Source organism: Cytobacillus sp. FSL H8-0458, assembly GCF_038002165.1.
Classification (GTDB): domain Bacteria; phylum Bacillota; class Bacilli; order Bacillales; family Cytobacillaceae; genus Cytobacillus.
In genome coordinates this window covers 605,321-620,557 of sequence record NZ_JBBOBR010000001.1, presented here as the reverse complement: position 1 = coordinate 620,557, position 15,237 = coordinate 605,321, and the positions used below count along the sequence as shown (strand labels likewise).

Genomic DNA, 15,237 nt, shown 5'->3' with positions numbered 1-15,237 from the left:
CGGCTCTCCCGTTTCACTATTATTTTAAGTTCTTTTCAACAAATCCGTGCATCCGTTCCACTGCCTTTTCTAATAACTCAAGAGAAGTTGCATAGGATAAACGGATATTGTCCGGAGCGCCAAAACCAGATCCAGGAATGACTGCAACCATCGCTTCCTCCAGAAGCGCCTCCACAAATTCATCAACACTCGCAAATCCGGTCAATTCTGCTGCCTTTTTTACATTAGGAAACAGATAAAATGCTCCTTGTGGCTTTACACAGGTAAAGCCTGGAATGCTGATTAATTTATTATATATAACGTTTAGTCGATGTTCGAATGCTTCTCTCATTTCTTTCAGTGTATCCTGCGGCCCGGCATATGCAGCAATTGAGCCATATTGTGCTGTTGTTGTCGGGTTGGATGTACTGTGGCTGGCAAGGTTGGTCATAGCTTTGATAATACTCTTATTGCCTGCAGCATATCCAATTCTCCAGCCTGTCATAGAATGAGATTTGGATACCCCGTTGATAATAATGGTTTGTTCCTTAAGCTCAGGTGAAAGCTCAGCAATCGAAGTATGCTGATGGCTGCCATAAACCAGTTTTTCATAAATTTCATCAGAAATGATCAGAACATTATGCTTTAAACATACCTCTCCAAGCTCCTTTAATTCCTCTGCAGAATAAAGCATGCCAGTCGGGTTGCTTGGAGAGTTGATAATAACTGCCTTGGTTTTGTCAGTTATGCTTTTGGCCAGCTGCTCCGGAGTGATTTTAAAGTCATTTTCTTCTCTTCCCTCTGCATAAACAGGAACACCCCCGGCTAGTTTAACCTGTTCTGGATAGCTGACCCAATATGGAATCGGGATAATGACTTCATCCCCTTCATTCAGCAAGACCTGGAACAGTGTATATAAGCCATGCTTTGCCCCATTGGTTACGATGATTTGTGAAGCATCATATTCAAGTCCCTGATCTTTTTTAAACTTGTTTGCGATTTCTTTCTTTAATGCTGGAAGACCTGCCGATGGTGTATATTTTGTATGTCCCTCATTCATGGATTTCACGGCAGCATCAATGATATGCTGAGGCGTATTAAAATCCGGCTCGCCTGCTCCCAATCCGATAACATCATGTCCCTGGGCCTTTAGCTCTTTTGCTTTAGCAGTGATTGCCAGAGTTGTTGATGGTGTTAATGCTTTTACTCTTTGTGCCAATTGAATCTCCATTGCTTGTTTCCTCCCGATTTTCTCCTGCACTGTGGCGGTGATTGCCTAAGGCTACAGGTTTTCAATTTTTTTCAGCCATTCCCCTGTTTTAAAATCTATATAGTAATAATTTATTAAATTACTGCCGGAACGGTAATGAACTTCCCATAATGGAATATTTTTCTCCATCCCCAGCCGTACAGACATGATCTCAGCAGATTTTTTCTCCTGTTTAAGTCTGTTAATGGCTTCATTTTTGGAAATTCCATCAGATTGCTTCAGTGAGACGATTTTCCCCTTTTTTTCCGGAACCCACACATATATGCTTGTACCATCATGGTCTTTACCTTCGATCACATAGAAGGTTTCATTCCCATGATATAAATTGAAGTCACGAGCTTCAGCAAGATCCGTTTCCTGTTTCGCCAGCTCAACTGCCTTTGATTCTGCTGCCCTCACTGGCTTCATGCTGTTAAAATAAATGAAAGAGCCTGCTCCAATGCTTATGACAAGCAGAATAATGATACCCCATAATACTTTTTTCATGTCTCCATCACTCTTTTATGTACGATAAATCGTAAAAATAGCTTTATTTTGGTCTTCCTGATCAAGCGCCAACCCGAACATCAAGTCTTTTTCTTTTAACGTTCTGTTCAGTGCATCAACAATTTTATACAGATCCGGGCTTTGCTGGATCTTCACCGTAGATAAAACCTCAATTTTGCTTTCCATTCTGGAATTCCTCCTCAGCCTCTACAATATTTGTAACTTATATACCCAACCATTAAGGTTAAACTAATTTTACAAAGAAATAAATCTCAGTAACAGTATAACAGCAGAACTGATTAACTGGTATTAAAACAATAACAAATTTTCTTCTGGTCCACCACGTCATGCTGCGCCATAAGCGCAGCTTTTTCGTTTCCTGCCTTTTCAAGAGGAAAGAAGTTAGCTGAGTGACATGAATTAGCCGCAAAAATAATTGCCTTCACAAAATCTTCCCTGGGAATTTTTCGTGAAGGTTAATTTTCGGTTTATTTGAACTCCTCACCCTGGAAAATCGTAAATAGCTCATAGTTAACGTCTGTAAATTTAATGGTGATGGTTCCGTGCTTTCTTGTATAATATACATCAACCCAGGCATCATTTAACAGTCGGAACAGATCCGAGTCATGTTTTATGGATGGTCTATAAAAAAGAATAGCGATCTGGGGATCCAGATGTTTGATCATCTCTTCTGATATAGAGCCAGCCCTTCCAAATGCAGGAAGTTTAACAATATTAACATTCGATAACTCTTTTCCCATGAGAGATTCTTTAGCTTCCGGACTTGTCGAGTTCATAAACAACATCCGATGTCTTTCGAATGTAAAAGAAATATCCATTCCTTCCCCCAGGTCACTGCCTTCATATAGAACTTCTGCATGAAATCCCGGAAAAAGCTGCTGCTTCGTATTCTGATTCCAGGCATGTAAATCCAGATCACCTATTCCTTTTTCAGCCTTCAGCTCTGAAAGGGCAGATTTATTCGCTATAATTTCCCTTACCCCGAAGTTTTTGATCAGCCATTTAAGGCTTGCCTTATTATATAGTTCCTCATTTGTCAGGATAACTGCTGAAATCTGATTAACGCCATATAATTCCAGTAGCTTCTTTAATTCTCCCTCTGTTCCTTGCCCACCGGTGTTAATTAGGACTTTTTCGTCATTTTCATGATGTATTAAGGCAGACTCGCCATCAGTTAGAGAAAAAAACGTAAAAGCCAGTTCATCACTTTTTAGTTTTAGGTCAATACTTTCCACTTTAACAGGAACTGCCGGTGAATCTTTCGGTATGTAATACCAATTCGCAAACAGCAGCATAAAGGCGAACAGCACGTTCATCTTTCCATTCCTCCTACATTGAAACAAAAGCAGACTGAGGGTTTATTAAAACCCAACAAATTTATAATGTGTTAATCATCTAAATTTATCCTGCATTACAGACCTTTGTTCATCATAAAGGAATGAAAGTGAAAATACATAAAACGTTTATAGCCAATTATTAATCAAATCAACAATTTCATCAATATTGCTTTTCTCGACAGGAATGGGCGGAATGGAATCCAGGAATGCTTTCCCATATCTTGCGGTGATGATTCTCCGGTCAAATATTACGATGACCCCCCTGTCGGAACTTGTTCGGATTAATCTCCCTACCCCCTGCTTAAAACGGATAATTGCCTCGGGCAATGAGTATTCGGAAAACGGATTTTTTCCTTTATTGGCAATTTGCTCATTTTTAGCCTGTGCCATCGGTTCATCAGGCGGTGAAAAAGGCAGTCTTACAATAACAAGACAGGAAAGATCCTCACCCGGGATATCCACACCTTCCCAAAAGCTGCTTGTCCCTAGGAGGATGGCTTTATCAAAACGCTGGAAATTTCTCGTTAGCCTTGACCTGCTCCCGCTTGTCACACCCTGAGCGAAGATAGCATAGTCCTCCAGAAACCCAGATTCCTTGATAAGCTCATGGGTTTTCCTTAACATTTCATGTGAAGTGAAAAGAATCAGCATTCTTCCCTTTGCTGCTTCCGCAATTGAAATAATATGCTCGGTAATGGATGCCACATACTCCTCGAGCGGTACTGCATTAACTTCTGGCAAATCATCAGAAACCACGAGCTTAACCTGATTCTGATAATCAAAAGGAGATTGAATTTGCTTCAGAGTGCATTGCTGTTCCTCCAGCCCTAATTCTTTTACGATAAAGCTAAAGGAATTTTTTACAGATAAAGTGGCAGATGTAATGACCGCACTTTCCTTTTGGCTGAAGAATTGATCTTTGAGATAATCAGAAACCGATACAGGCTGTGCATAAACCGTTGTGGCATTTTGTGCTGCGCGCGTATCCATTTCTATCCATACAACAAATTCGGCGGCTGGCAAATGAAAGATATGCTTTAAATCTTCATTCATATCCCGCAAATCATCCAAAATAGAAGCCACTTCCTCCATTAATGCCTTTTCCTCAAGAGAAAGGGCCGATTTAATTGCTGAAACTGCGCATACACGACTGTCTATGGCCTGGATTAAATCCTTAAGCATAAATCCAAAACGTTCGGCACCCGCTAATACAGCCTTCGTTTCCTTATTGGCAGCACTTTTATTAAATCTCACTGAAATTCGATTTACGCTTTTTTTGGCTTTATTGTACTTCTTAGCATACATCGCTATAACTCTGAACAATTCATCCATTTCATGAAGAATATCAGCTATTAATTGGTTGACTTCAAAAGAATGCATGAAATCATCCCGTGTCCCTGCTTTCTCTTCCACCAGCTTCTCAAGCTTATAGTAGAGCTGTTTCTGTTCCATCATTCCAATTTGTCCAAGCATCAGCCGCACTGATAAATAATCCAGCTTGTTTCCGAAATGTTTCCCGGAAGCCTTAACAAAATGATGCCCCTCATCGATCACCACATGGCTGAACTCCGGCAAAATAGCATTACCTGCTGTAAGATCCGTTAATAGCAGTGAATGATTCGTAATAATGATATCTGCCTTTTGTGCTTCCTTTCTTGCCCTCAGATAAAAATCTCTCGATAGCCACGACTTATCCTGCAAAAAAGCTGTTTCATCATTCTTTATTCTGCCCCAGTAAATCATCCCGCCGCTTGACAGGTTTAATTCATCAATATCACCAGTGTCAGTCTCCAGGAGCCATACAAGAATCTGCATTTTGCTGAGGATTGTATCATAATTATCTTCATCATCTCTCAGTGTTTGAACGAACTTCGCTAGGCTGATATAGTGGCTTCTCCCCTTCAGCAATACAGTACTAAGCGGGAATGAAAGCATTTTTTGCAGCAGAGGAACATCCTTTGAAAGCAGCTGCTCCTGCAGCTGTGTTGTATATGTACTGATAATGACAGTTCTGCCGCTCTCCTTTGCATGTAAAGCCGCCGGAACAAGGTATGCCAGGGATTTCCCAACACCAGTTCCTGCCTCTATTAATGAATGCTGTTTATTTTTGAAGGCTTCATAAACCGAATCCATCATGATAAACTGGCCATGCCTTTTTTCATAGGACGGGAAAGCTTTAACGAACAATGCCTGTTTTTCCTCTTCACGGAAAGGAAAGTCCTGTAGTCCGGATCCTGCAGATTCCTGTCGTTCCGTTCCTTTTTTTAAAGCAACTCCTCTGTGAACTTCAATATCATCTGCCAGTTGCTCAATCTTGCTATTATTAATTAAAATGTGCTCGTCCAATAATATATCAAGATCACTCTTTAAGCCTCCAGACAGCTTATGCAGCCGTTCTATGGTGGTATTAGGAAGGTTTTTAACCTTGTTTAATAATATTAACAGGAGCTCAGCGGTAACATATGCATCGCTGTCTGCCTGATGGGGGCGTTCATGATTTAGTCCTTCCCGGAGTGAAAGATCCGATAATTTGTAGCTATCTGCGGTGGGAAAAAGAATTCGGGCCATCTCCACTGTATCGAGAACAGGGCCGTAAAATCCGTTATATCCTGCCTCAATCAATTCTTCCTGTAAAAAAGACAAATCAAATAGAACATTGTGTGCCACAAAATAGGCACCCTCAAGCAAAGTCAGGACTTTAGGGGCAATCTCCGAAAAAAGCGGAGCATCCTCGACCATTTCATCTGACAAACCTGTCAGTTCTTCTATGAAAGGGGGAATAGATTGCTCCGGGTTTATAAGGGAGGAGTATTGCTCAGTAATTTTTCCGTTTTCGATTACCACAGCAGCGAATTGTATTATTTTATCGCCTTTTTTCGGGGCGTTCCCGGTTGTTTCCAAATCCACTACAACATATTTATTACCCATGGCTAACACCTCATATTCAGTCATTCAAAAGGTATCATAAAAACGGAAAAAGAAAAAGGCAAATACTTTTCCCTCTTTATTTTCTTCCACCTGCTCAGGTCCCTTATTCACTGCCGATTATAAAAAAGAGCCGAAGCTCCATAAGAGTTCCGCTCTAGTTAAAATACATTATAGCACTGTACTTTCCGGTTCTGCATGTATCATGTCAGCGATCCGATTGCTGCTATCCATTATGGCTACCTTCGGTTCATGATAAGGCACCTTTTCATCAGGAACAAGAGCATATGAAATGATAATGACAATATCGCCTTCCTGAACAAGACGTGCAGCTGCCCCATTCACGCAGATTACTCCGCTGCCCCTTTCCCCTGGAATAATATAGGTTTCAAATCTTGCACCATTGTTATTATTGACGATTTGAACCTTCTCATTGGGTGCCATTCCTACCGCTTCAATAATGTCCGTATCAATTGTGATGCTGCCAACATAATTTAGATTGGCTTCTGTTACTGTTGCACGATGGATCTTGCCATTCATCATGGTGCGAAACATGCTGCCTTCCTCCCTTAACTTTCTTTTTTCACTGATATTATTGCGTTATCTATTAAACGGGCTTTTGTGAATTTAACGGCCATAGCGATAATGATTTTCTCTTCCAGACGGGAGAGCTTTTTAAGATCAGGATAGGATAGAATTTCAATATAATCTATTTCCCCGCTTGTGTTTTTTTCAATAAATATCCTGATGATGCTGAGAATCTTCACGGGATCATTTTCCCCTTCAGCTATTAGAGACTCCGCCATTTTAAGACTTTGATGGAGAGCGGTGGCCTGGTCGCGTTCTGCCGGCAGAAGATGGACGTTCCGGGAGCTCTTAGCAAGACCATCTTCTTCCCTGACCGTCTGAACAGGGACAATCTCCACTGGAATATTAAAATCTCTTACAAGCCCGTCAACGACTGCCACCTGCTGGGCATCCTTCATTCCGAAATACACTTTATCCGGCAGAACAATGTTGAACAGTTTTATCAGGACTGTGGCAACACCATCAAAATGCCCAGGCCGTGATTTTCCGCATAAAACATCTGTCCGCTCCTTTACCTTAGCCGTTACCGACATTGCTGCAGGATACATATCTTCTGCTGAAGGAAAGAAAAGATAATCGCTGCCCTCTCTCTCTGCAAGGCTGCTGTCACGCTCAAGATCCCTTGGGTATGTCGCTAAATCTTCTTTAGGGCCAAATTGCAGCGGATTGACAAAAATGCTGACCACTGTTACATCGTTTTCTTTCCTGGCATTCTTTAATAACGAAAGATGGCCTTCATGCAAATAGCCCATTGTCGGGACAAAACCGATTGCTTTTCCTTCCCTCTTAAGCTGTAAAGCAATCCTTTGCATTTCTCTTATATCAGTAATCGTTCTCATGCTTTTCCTCCATACAGACTCAGCAGCTCTTCCTCTTTCATTCTGAAAGAATGGGAATCATCAGGAAATACTCCATTTTTCACTTCAGCGGAAAACTTAGTAAGGCTGTCGCCGATAATCGGGTTCAGGTTTTCATACTGTTTCACGAACTTTGGAACACGATCTACACCGTATCCTAATACATCATGGTATACAAGAACCTGTCCATCGGTATCCTTTCCAGCCCCGATTCCAATGACTGGAATCGTCAATTCTTCCGTGATCTGCTTTGCCAGCTGTTTTGGAACACACTCAAGGACAAGAGCAAAGGCTCCGGCTCTCTCACATTCCCTGGCATCATCAATCAGCTTTCTTGCTGCTTCAGCATTTTTCCCCTGGACCTTATAGCCTCCCAGGACGCCAGCGGATTGTGGTGTCAGGCCGAGGTGGGCAACAACAGGAATGCCTGCTTTTGTTAACGCCCTGATCTGTTGTGCGACTTCATCACCGCCTTCAAGCTTAACAGCATGTGCACCAGTCTCCTGAATGAGCCTTGCCCCATTTAACAGTGTATCTTTCACGGACAAATGATAACTCATAAACGGCATGTCAATCACAATGAATGTATGTTGTGCCCCCCGTTTAACAGCTTTTCCGTGATGAATCATATCCTCCATCGTAACAGGAACGGTTGAATCATAGCCCAGCACTACCATCCCCAGCGAATCCCCAACAAGTATCATGTCCACATTGGCTTTTTCAGCCTGTTTGGCAGCAGGGAAATCATAGGCAGTCAGCATTACAATTTTCTCATCATTTTCCTTCATTTTTAAAAAGTCTGTTGTTTGCTTCATCATTCGTCCTCCTTATGCAGGAAGAGGCAATAAAACTTTAATGAGTTTTAAAAAACAGAACATTAAAAAAATCCTTCTGTCGGCAGAAGGATTTTACATTAGCTCATATATCAGTTCATCCCTCTGTCCCGGTCCATTTTTTGGATCTAGGCAGATATATTATATTTGCGTTTCCTTAAAAAAGGTGCAGTTCTGTTAAGGATACTGCCCATAAAAAGTATATCAAAAAGGCAAATGAGTTGGCTATAAAAACTTTCAGGCCGGCATTCTAAACATCCAGCTCAATGTCTGCAGAATATACGTGATGGACTTTCCCGCTGCTGTCTTCAATCATCAGGACCCCCTCTTCGGTAATTCCAAGGGCCTTGCCATATATGCTTCCGGTAATCGTTCTTGCAGTAAGGTTTTTGCCAATGCTGACCGCATAACTTTCCCATAAAAGCTTAATCGGATAAAAGCCCTTCTCTAAATAAAGTTTATACAGGTTTTCCAGTTTGCCAAGCAGGATCTTAATCAGCTCAGCTCTTGAAAGCTTTTCGCCTTTTTCAATGGATAATGAAGTAGCAATTTCTTTAAGCTCATCGGGATAATCATCAAGCTGCTGGTTAACGTTGATGCCAATTCCAATGATAATAGAAATAATCCGGTCTGCATCCGCCTGCAGTTCTGTCAGAATTCCTGTAACCTTTTTCCCGTTCATCAAAATATCATTCGGCCATTTAATCTGCGGTGTTAAATCGGTCAGCTCTTCAATTGCCTGTACAACAGCCACTGCTGTAATCAGCGTAAGCTGCGGTGCTTTCGGGGGTGGAATGTTCGGTCTTAGAATAACACTCATCCATATGCCTGTTGATTTTGGAGAATGCCATCTCCTGTCCATTCTCCCTCTGCCTGAAAGCTGTTCTTCAGCAATGACGACTGTTCCTTCCTGCGCACCCTCGTATGCAAGGCGATGGGCAATCTTCTGAGTTGAATCAACACTTTCTTCATGATGAATCTGACGTCCAAGTGTTTCAGTCTGCAAACCAAGCCTGATTTCATCAGGAGTAACTTTTTCAGGTGTTTTTGTTATCCGATAACCTTTTCTTCTGACCGCTTCCAATTCAAAGCCTTCTTTCCTCAGCTCTTCAATATGCTTCCATACAGCCGTTCTTGAACAGCCAATCAGGTCAGCTAAGTACTGTCCTGAAAGATATTCCTCATTGCTTTTCGTAAAAGCATCAATCAATTTGTTCCTGATTTCTGATTGCACTTTATGAGCCACTCCCTTATGGATTCATTGCTATTATTCACTTCGCCGCGCAGGACTGCTTTTTCGGTTTTTTCAAGCTCCGCTTTAATCCAGGGACCAGGAGGTTTGCCAAACCAATTCATCAGCTGATCTCCAGTAAGCTGAAGATCGCTTCTTTCTTTAATCGGCAGGGACTTATATTGACTCAGCAGGCTGTCTGTTCCCCTGCCTGAGTCCTCATGCAAGATTACGTTGCGGACCCGTTCCGCGTTCAGGGATTTGTCCCCTGCCTGATAAAGGGAATAGGCCTCCCACTGGTTTTTGGCTCTGTACCGGATCCAACTGATAATCGACACTAGCCTTTTTGTTCTCTTTACAGGCAGTTTCCAGTTCTTCAGAAAAGCTTCAGCCTGTGACTCGTCCAACTTAAAGATATACGCAAGAAAGGCCCACATTTCATCTGCTGTCAGATCAGCTGCATGATAACCATCTGCTTCTTTTAATTCCTGCTGGAAGCCTGACATTGTTGGCAGATAATTAGACAATCCCGTTTCCGCAATGATCTTAAGAGCTTTCATCCTGCCGGTTCCTGCTAATAGCTTTTCGAACTCTGCCAGCTTTCTTTCCACTGCTATGTTTTCAAGTAAATGAGACAGAGATGCCAAAGCTTCATAAGTGTTTTTTTCAATCTCAAATGCCAGCTGGCTGAAAAAGCGGACTGCTCTCATCATTCGAAGGGCATCTTCAGTAAATCTCTCAGCCGGCTTGCCTACGGTGCAAATTCTTTTTTCCTCTATATCGCCCCTGCCGTTAAAAGGATCGATAAGCTGTCCTTCTTTATCCATGGCAATCGCGTTCATCGTAAAATCTCTTCTTTTCAAATCCTCTTCCAGTGATCTGATAAATTGTACTTCTGAAGGCCGCCTAAAATCCAGGTATTCAGCCTCTGTTCTGAAGGTTGTAATTTCATAGGGTATGCCATGATATAGAACCACAACAGTGCCATGCTCAATACCCACATCAAGTGTTCTTGAGAATATTGTTTTTACTTCTTCCGGGGTAGCCGAAGTAGCAATATCGACGTCTGCAATTTCTTTTCCAAGTATATAATCCCTGACAGAGCCTCCTACAAAATAGGCCTCAAAACCTGCAGTTTCTAAATTCTCGAGCACAGGAACTGCCCTTGCAAAAGCTTCATTCATCAAAGGTCACCTTTTTCCAGAAGTTCATAATAAAACTCTTCATATTGAATGACAATGCGGCCGGCACTGAACCTGTCTTTTGCAAGTGAAATGGATTGTGAAGAAAACCTGTCAAGCAGTTTCTCATCAGTAAGCAATTTTATTGCTTTTCGGGAGATATCAGTTATATCACCCAAAGCGCAAATATAACCGGTCTTACCATCGCTGATTACTTCGGGAATTCCACCGACATTTGTACCAATGCATGGCACTCCGCATGCCATTGCCTCAAGAGCAACAAGTCCAAAGCTTTCCTTTTCCGATAATAAGAGCATTAAATCACTGATGCTGTAAAGCTCCTCCACATTGTCCTGCTTTCCCAAAAACAAAACCTTGTCTTTAAGCTTCAGGTCATTCACCAGTCTGCATATAACGCTCATTTCCGGTCCGTCTCCTACTAACAGCAGCTTTGAAGGAACTTCTTCAGATATTTTTGCAAAGGCTTTAACAACATCCGGCACCCTCTTTACACTGCGGAAATTAGATACATGGATGATCACCTTTTCACCAGCGTTTATGCCATATTCTTCTTTAAGGTAAAGTGAATCGGTTTTCCTGTATATTCTTTCATCTATAAAGTTATAAACAGCTCTTATGGACTTATCAGGCTTGATCAGGTCATAAGTTTGTGATATTAAAGCTTTGGAAACAGCTGTAACTCCATCAGACTTTTCGATTCCAAAACGTATCGCATCTGTAAGGGATGGATCGTACCCGAGAACTGTAATATCTGTTCCATGAAGGGTGGTAACAATCTTAATGTCTGTACCGCTCATCTGCTTTGCCAGAATCGCGCAAACTGCATGGGGAATCGCATAATGCACGTGCAGCAGATCAAGGCCCTCGCGTTTTATCACTTCCGCCATTTTACTTGCCAGCGCGATATCGTAAGGAGCATACTGAAATACAGAGTATTGATTGACATCCACCTGATGATAAAAAATATTGGGGTACATCCTTTTCAGTCTAAAAGGCAGACTTGATGAAATAAAATGTATTTCATGACCTTTTTCGGCAAGCATTTTCCCTAGTTCTGTAGCAACAACACCTGACCCTCCCACCGTGGGATAGCAAGTGATACCTATCTTTAACTTTTTTCTCATAATTCTCCACCGAATATATCCATATTTACCAGTAGGGGATTATTAACTTTAAATCCCTCTGCATATTGCACCCCTGCCTGTTTTCCAAAAAGGCTTTCCCTCGCTGCAACAGTTTCAATATAACCGTTGACAAGCGGTGTATCAAATGAACCTGGGCTTCTTGTAAATTGACTTTGATAGGACTCGAGACCTGCAATTTTTTTATCCATAAAAGAGGAGATATCGATCAGGAAGTCAGGTTTATGGAAGCCATTTATCATGTAAAAGTGCAGGCTTTTCACCTTATGCGGGGCAAAATTGCCGCCTGCTTCATATTTCCTGATCCCGGCTGAAAAGACCGCTTCTTCCACCAGGCGGGCACAATGCCCGTGGTCTGGATGCCTGTCCTCCATATATGGCGCAAATACAAGAGCAGGCCTATATTTACGGATCATTTCAGCGATCTTTCTTATGTATTCCTGGTTATAAAATAAGCCCCTGTCAGGCAGATTAAGAGTCTCCCGGACACTAACCCCCAGAATGCCTGCTGCTTTCAGCGCTTCGTCTTTACGGATTTCAATCGTCCCATTGGAAGAAAGCTCTGCCCTTGTTAAGTCGCATATTCCAATCTTTTTTCCGATAGAGGCAAATTTGGCAAGTGTGCCGCCCATGCCGATTTCAACATCATCAGCATGCGCGCCAAATGCCAGAATATCAAGGTTATCCGGATTCATTCATGTCACCTTTTTCACTTACAATATTTCTCCATGATAGATCATTGCGTTCAAGGCCTTTAATAATAATTTCAGCTGTGCCCATATTAGTTGCGAGCGGCACAGCATAGACGTCACAGAGGCGCACCAAAGCTGAGACATCCGGCTCATGGGGCTGAACAGTCAGAGGATCTCTGAAGAAAAATACAACATCCATTTTATTGTTGGCAATTAAAGCACCAATTTCCTGGTCCCCGCCAAGTGGTCCGGACTGAAAACGGTGAATGGAAAGGCCCGTTTCTTTCATGATGCGTGAACCGGTTGTTCCGGTAGCATAAAGGGTATGTTCAGCAAGAATAGATTTATAGGCGATCGCAAATCTTACAATATCATCCTTTTTCTTATCATGGGCAATTAAGGCAATTTCCATATTGGCACCCCTTTCTATTCGATAATATTTTCGAGACCGTAAACAAGCGTATCAATTTTTAAAACCGTATCAACAGCAAGTTTTACTCCTGACATAAAGGAAGCTCTATTATATGAGTCATGTCGGATAGTCAATGTCTGGCCCTCAGAGCCGAACATTACCTGCTGATGAGCAATCAGGCCGGGCAGTCGTACAGAATGTATATGCATGCCATCGAAATTTGCTCCTCTGGCACCAGAAATCGTTTCCTTCTCCTCCGGGTGCCCCTGCTCCTTTTTCGTTCTTACATCAGCAATCATCTCCGCTGTTTTAACTGCAGTACCAGATGGAGCATCCAATTTCTGATCATGGTGCAGCTCAATAATTTCCACATCATTAAAATATCTTCCTGCCAATTGGGAGAATTTCATCATTAATACAGCACCAAGTGCAAAGTTTGGGGCAATTATGCAGCCAATCCCTTTTTCATGGCAAAGTTCTTCAAGCTCTTTCAGATTATCCTTCGAAAAGCCTGTTGTTCCAACAACCGGCCTAACACCATATTCCAGGGCAGTTTTTGTATGGAACATTCCTACTTCCGGAGTTGTCAAATCGATCAGTACATCGGGACTTAGCTCCTGAAAGGCCAGGGCCAGATCTGTGTATACCGGAACTTGGGCAAATTGTGAGAAGCCTTCAAAATCACTAAGAAAGCCACCTCCATTTTTATGGTCGATCACGGCAGCTAACTCATAGTTCTCTGTTCGATTAACGAGCTGGACGGCTTCACTTCCCATTCTCCCCCGCGGTCCCGCTATAATAACTTTAACTTTATCCATTGTCCTCTCTCCTTCTACTCTTCAATTCTTGTCCATCTGTCTTTATCACGTGTGCTGAATTTTTTCATGACACGATCGTGCGCTTCTTCCAAGTCAATATTTAAGGAATTAGCAAAGCATATTAGAACAAAGAGCATATCTCCAAGCTCTTCCTCGATAGCCTTTTCTTCCTCTGTTGATTTTTTTGGTTTTTCACCATAGTGATGGTTCACTTCCCTGGATAGTTCCCCAAGTTCCTCGGTCATCCTTGCAAGCATCGCCAATGGGCTGAAATATCCTTCTTTAAATTGGCTTATGTATTTGTCAACGTCTGTTTGCATGTCTTTCATTGTTTTTGGTGTCTCCATACTTTCACCTCAGTTTTAATTACATATTCTATGTACGAGATTTCCACTTTTCATGTTAAGCTATAGCTCGGCCATTTTACAAATATTTTTTATCATGGCTTAAAGATGATCAGTCAGCCGCTTCTTCCTCTTTGATGTTATTGCTCTTATAATCTGTATCTTATATAATTAGATACGCTTTGGTATTGTGATATTCAGGCAGCGGAGGGATAATATGTTTAATGGATTAAAATTTAAGAATATTTTTTTCATTTTGCTTGGCTCGGCCATTTTTTCATGGGGCCTTGTTCACTTTAATATGCAAAACAACTTGGCTGAAGGCGGTTTCACTGGTATTACCCTGCTTTTATACTTCCTTTTCAAGTGGGACCCTTCCTATACTAACCTTCTGCTAAATATACCCCTTTTCTTTATTGGATGGAAACTCCTGGGGAGGAATGTTTTTCTTTATACCATCATCGGAACGGTCGGTGTATCCCTATTCCTGTGGATTTTTCAGCGGTACCAGATTGAAATGCCATTAAAAGAGGATTTGACTCTTGCTTCTTTATTCGCGGGTGTCTTTATCGGGATCGGTCTGGGCACCATTTTCAGATTTGGAGGCACAACAGGCGGAGTTGATATAATAGCCAGACTTGTACATAAATATGCTGGAGTCAGCATGGGAAAGACAATGTTCATTTTTGACTTTTTTGTGATTGCCCTATCATTAATTACATATTTGAACTACAGGGAAGCCATGTACACTCTGGTAGCTGTTTTTGTAGGTGCAAAGGTAATTGATTTCATGCAGGAAGGGGCTTATGCAGCAAGAGGAGCCATGATCATATCCGAACAAAACGATGCAATTGCCGATAAAATCATGAAAGAAATGGATCGGGGCGTTACCGTGCTAAAAGGTCATGGTTCCTTCACAAAAAAAGAGCGGGAAGTATTGTATTGTGTTGTCGGCCGAAATGAAATTGTGCGGTTAAAAAATGCGATTACTTCTGTTGATCCCCATGCATTTGTTTCTGTCACAGCTGTACATGATGTGCTGGGGGAAGGCTTTACACTGGATGAAAATAAAAAGCCGGTTGAACGCTAAAAATCAAAGT

Annotated in this window: 16 protein-coding genes; 1 reads left to right on the top strand and 15 read right to left on the bottom strand. The window is 41.9% G+C overall.

All coding sequences use genetic code 11. From position 1 onward, the window contains the following. Nucleotides 1-19 precede the first annotated feature (19 nt). From NYE23_RS03125 to NYE23_RS03055, 15 genes are all read right to left on the bottom strand, one after another. Nucleotides 20-1,204: a pyridoxal phosphate-dependent aminotransferase gene (locus tag NYE23_RS03125; RefSeq protein WP_341080586.1), complete on the bottom strand. Its 1,185-nt coding sequence runs from the start codon at nt 1,202-1,204 to the stop codon at nt 20-22. A gap of 57 nt (nt 1,205-1,261) precedes the next feature. Next, nucleotides 1,262-1,735, bottom strand: a complete 474-nt coding sequence (locus NYE23_RS03120) for a cell wall elongation regulator TseB-like domain-containing protein (RefSeq protein ID WP_341075368.1) — start codon at nt 1,733-1,735, stop codon at nt 1,262-1,264. A 15-nt stretch (nt 1,736-1,750) separates the two neighbouring features. Further along, complete coding sequence (locus NYE23_RS03115; RefSeq protein WP_009332715.1) at nt 1,751-1,921, bottom strand: YpmA family protein; 171 nt, start codon at nt 1,919-1,921, stop codon at nt 1,751-1,753. A 302-nt stretch (nt 1,922-2,223) separates the two neighbouring features. After that, nucleotides 2,224-3,072, bottom strand: coding sequence for an ATP-dependent DNA helicase (locus tag NYE23_RS03110; protein ID WP_341075367.1), 849 nt, complete (start codon nt 3,070-3,072; stop codon nt 2,224-2,226). A gap of 147 nt (nt 3,073-3,219) precedes the next feature. After that, nucleotides 3,220-6,021, bottom strand: a complete 2,802-nt coding sequence (gene dinG, locus NYE23_RS03105) for an ATP-dependent DNA helicase DinG (protein ID WP_341075366.1) — start codon at nt 6,019-6,021, stop codon at nt 3,220-3,222. Between the two features lie 168 nt (nt 6,022-6,189). Next, entirely contained in the window at nt 6,190-6,573 is a 384-nt protein-coding gene (gene panD / locus NYE23_RS03100; protein ID WP_113884577.1) for an aspartate 1-decarboxylase, read from the bottom strand. 14 nt (nt 6,574-6,587) lie between these two features. Continuing rightward, on the bottom strand, nt 6,588-7,445 hold the full coding sequence (gene panC, locus NYE23_RS03095) for a pantoate--beta-alanine ligase (RefSeq protein WP_341075365.1): 858 nt from the start codon (nt 7,443-7,445) through the stop codon (nt 6,588-6,590). Beyond that, a complete protein-coding gene (panB, locus tag NYE23_RS03090) occupies nt 7,442-8,278 on the bottom strand; it encodes a 3-methyl-2-oxobutanoate hydroxymethyltransferase (protein ID WP_341075364.1) in 837 nt (278 codons plus the stop codon). Before panB ends, panC begins: the two co-directional genes overlap by 4 nt. 268 nt (nt 8,279-8,546) lie before the next feature. Continuing rightward, complete coding sequence (locus NYE23_RS03085) at nt 8,547-9,530, bottom strand: biotin--[acetyl-CoA-carboxylase] ligase (protein ID WP_341075361.1); 984 nt, start codon at nt 9,528-9,530, stop codon at nt 8,547-8,549. Beyond that, entirely contained in the window at nt 9,503-10,711 is a 1,209-nt protein-coding gene (locus NYE23_RS03080; RefSeq protein ID WP_341075359.1) for a CCA tRNA nucleotidyltransferase, read from the bottom strand. Before NYE23_RS03080 ends, NYE23_RS03085 begins: the two co-directional genes overlap by 28 nt. Next, entirely contained in the window at nt 10,711-11,853 is a 1,143-nt protein-coding gene (bshA, locus tag NYE23_RS03075) for an N-acetyl-alpha-D-glucosaminyl L-malate synthase BshA (RefSeq protein ID WP_341075357.1), read from the bottom strand. Before bshA ends, NYE23_RS03080 begins: the two co-directional genes overlap by 1 nt. Then, nucleotides 11,850-12,566: a bacillithiol biosynthesis deacetylase BshB1 gene (gene bshB1 / locus NYE23_RS03070; protein WP_341075356.1), complete on the bottom strand. Its 717-nt coding sequence runs from the start codon at nt 12,564-12,566 to the stop codon at nt 11,850-11,852. Before bshB1 ends, bshA begins: the two co-directional genes overlap by 4 nt. After that, a complete protein-coding gene (mgsA, locus tag NYE23_RS03065; RefSeq protein ID WP_341075355.1) occupies nt 12,553-12,975 on the bottom strand; it encodes a methylglyoxal synthase in 423 nt (140 codons plus the stop codon). The genes bshB1 and mgsA overlap by 14 nt, the downstream gene beginning before the upstream one ends. A 14-nt stretch (nt 12,976-12,989) precedes the next feature. Beyond that, a complete protein-coding gene (gene dapB / locus NYE23_RS03060) occupies nt 12,990-13,793 on the bottom strand; it encodes a 4-hydroxy-tetrahydrodipicolinate reductase (protein WP_341075353.1) in 804 nt (267 codons plus the stop codon). 14 nt (nt 13,794-13,807) lie between these two features. Further along, a complete protein-coding gene (locus NYE23_RS03055; protein WP_341075351.1) occupies nt 13,808-14,140 on the bottom strand; it encodes a nucleotide pyrophosphohydrolase in 333 nt (110 codons plus the stop codon). Between the two features lie 214 nt (nt 14,141-14,354). On the opposite strand from NYE23_RS03055, the gene NYE23_RS03050 reads away from it, so the two are divergent. Beyond that, nucleotides 14,355-15,227, top strand: coding sequence for a YitT family protein (locus tag NYE23_RS03050; RefSeq protein ID WP_341075349.1), 873 nt, complete (start codon nt 14,355-14,357; stop codon nt 15,225-15,227). Nucleotides 15,228-15,237: the final 10 nt, after the last annotated feature.

What these genes read in the sequence shown, in the direction of transcription:
- NYE23_RS03120 (WP_341075368.1), bottom strand. Translation starts at nt 1,735, where the DNA reads ATGAAAAAAGTATTATGGGGTATCATTATTCTGCTTGTCATAAGCATT.
- NYE23_RS03115 (WP_009332715.1), bottom strand. Translation starts at nt 1,921, where the DNA reads ATGGAAAGCAAAATTGAGGTTTTATCTACGGTGAAGATCCAGCAAAGC.
- NYE23_RS03110 (WP_341075367.1), bottom strand. Translation starts at nt 3,072, where the DNA reads ATGAACGTGCTGTTCGCCTTTATGCTGCTGTTTGCGAATTGGTATTAC.
- dinG (WP_341075366.1), bottom strand. Translation starts at nt 6,021, where the DNA reads ATGGGTAATAAATATGTTGTAGTGGATTTGGAAACAACCGGGAACGCC.
- panD (WP_113884577.1), bottom strand. Translation starts at nt 6,573, where the DNA reads ATGTTTCGCACCATGATGAATGGCAAGATCCATCGTGCAACAGTAACA.
- panC (WP_341075365.1), bottom strand. Translation starts at nt 7,445, where the DNA reads ATGAGAACGATTACTGATATAAGAGAAATGCAAAGGATTGCTTTACAG.
- panB (WP_341075364.1), bottom strand. Translation starts at nt 8,278, where the DNA reads ATGAAGCAAACAACAGACTTTTTAAAAATGAAGGAAAATGATGAGAAA.
- NYE23_RS03080 (WP_341075359.1), bottom strand. Translation starts at nt 10,711, where the DNA reads ATGAATGAAGCTTTTGCAAGGGCAGTTCCTGTGCTCGAGAATTTAGAA.
- bshA (WP_341075357.1), bottom strand. Translation starts at nt 11,853, where the DNA reads ATGAGAAAAAAGTTAAAGATAGGTATCACTTGCTATCCCACGGTGGGA.
- bshB1 (WP_341075356.1), bottom strand. Translation starts at nt 12,566, where the DNA reads ATGAATCCGGATAACCTTGATATTCTGGCATTTGGCGCGCATGCTGAT.
- mgsA (WP_341075355.1), bottom strand. Translation starts at nt 12,975, where the DNA reads ATGGAAATTGCCTTAATTGCCCATGATAAGAAAAAGGATGATATTGTA.
- dapB (WP_341075353.1), bottom strand. Translation starts at nt 13,793, where the DNA reads ATGGATAAAGTTAAAGTTATTATAGCGGGACCGCGGGGGAGAATGGGA.
- NYE23_RS03055 (WP_341075351.1), bottom strand. Translation starts at nt 14,140, where the DNA reads ATGGAGACACCAAAAACAATGAAAGACATGCAAACAGACGTTGACAAA.
- NYE23_RS03050 (WP_341075349.1), top strand. Translation starts at nt 14,355, where the DNA reads ATGTTTAATGGATTAAAATTTAAGAATATTTTTTTCATTTTGCTTGGC.